The 894-nt window shown below is 60.9% G+C and carries 2 protein-coding genes; one reads left to right on the top strand and one right to left on the bottom strand.

Annotated features, from left to right (window positions below):
* Positions 1-173: 173 nt before the first annotated feature.
* Positions 174-425 (bottom strand): helix-turn-helix domain-containing protein, encoded by a 252-nt coding sequence (locus AC0L3P_RS37000; RefSeq protein WP_473309038.1) that lies wholly within the window; start codon positions 423-425, stop codon positions 174-176.
* A gap of 158 nt (positions 426-583) precedes the next feature.
* Here AC0L3P_RS37000 and AC0L3P_RS36995 point away from each other — a divergent pair, with 158 nt between their 5' ends.
* Positions 584-856 (top strand): DUF2285 domain-containing protein, encoded by a 273-nt coding sequence (locus tag AC0L3P_RS36995; RefSeq protein WP_473309037.1) that lies wholly within the window; start codon positions 584-586, stop codon positions 854-856.
* Positions 857-894: the final 38 nt, after the last annotated feature.

Here is an 894-nt window from a genome sequence, read left to right as displayed (position 1 = left end):
CCCTCTCGCGCCGGGGGGGGGGGGCCCCCAAAATCCCCCCCCCCCCCCCCCCCCCCCCCCCCCCGGGCGGGGGGGGGGGGCGGGGGGCGCCCGCGTCCTGCGCGAGCCGGGCCTCCGGCCCGGCTCGCGAAGTCAGGCTCTACGATTGTTGAAAATGGATTCCCACGAGCCGATCACTTCCGCTTAGCGGGCTTTGATCGCTCGGCTCGCGCCTCGTCATCTGGGAGAACGAGATCGACGTGGCTGACGCCCAACGTGCTGGCGAGTTCAAATAGAGTTACGACAGTTGGATTGCGCCGGCCGCGCTCCAGGTCACTGATATATTGCTGCGTGAAGCCGGACGCTTCGGCGAATTTCTCCTGCGTGAAGCGCTTCTGCTTCCGCAGTCTTGCGAAATTCCGACCGACCAACTTGCGCATGTCCATCGGCGCAAGTTGCGGCTTTACATACTATGAGGTTTATCTCCTATAATATGTATTCAACTATCACGTGCTGGCCCCATCGGCGGAATACGGCTAAATTTGGACGCGTTCACCACTCTGGCGGCCAAGCGTCTAGAATCGTTGTAAGTGGATTGGAAGCCATGAAGAAGCCGCCGCTCGATCCCGACATTGCGGACGTTGCCCCCTCGGATCCGAAGCTAACGCCGTATGACGAGCAGCATGTCGTCACGTACATTCGCATTCTGCAGGCGGAGCGTGAGGGGGCGGACTGGCGTGAGGTAACTCGAATCGTCTTACATCTCGATCCAGAGCGAGAGCCGGACCGTGCACGGACCGCATATCAGAGTCATCTTGCACGCGCCAAATGGGTGACCGAGCAGGGACGTCTTTTACGTGGCGCCGGCTCAAAATAGAAAAAATCGCCGACTAGAGGCGCGCAGCTGGAATGCTT

Source organism: Bradyrhizobium sp. WSM4874 (assembly GCF_055811835.1).
The sequence above is the reverse complement of the archived record's forward strand: the minus strand, read 5'-3'. Positions and strand labels throughout refer to the sequence as shown.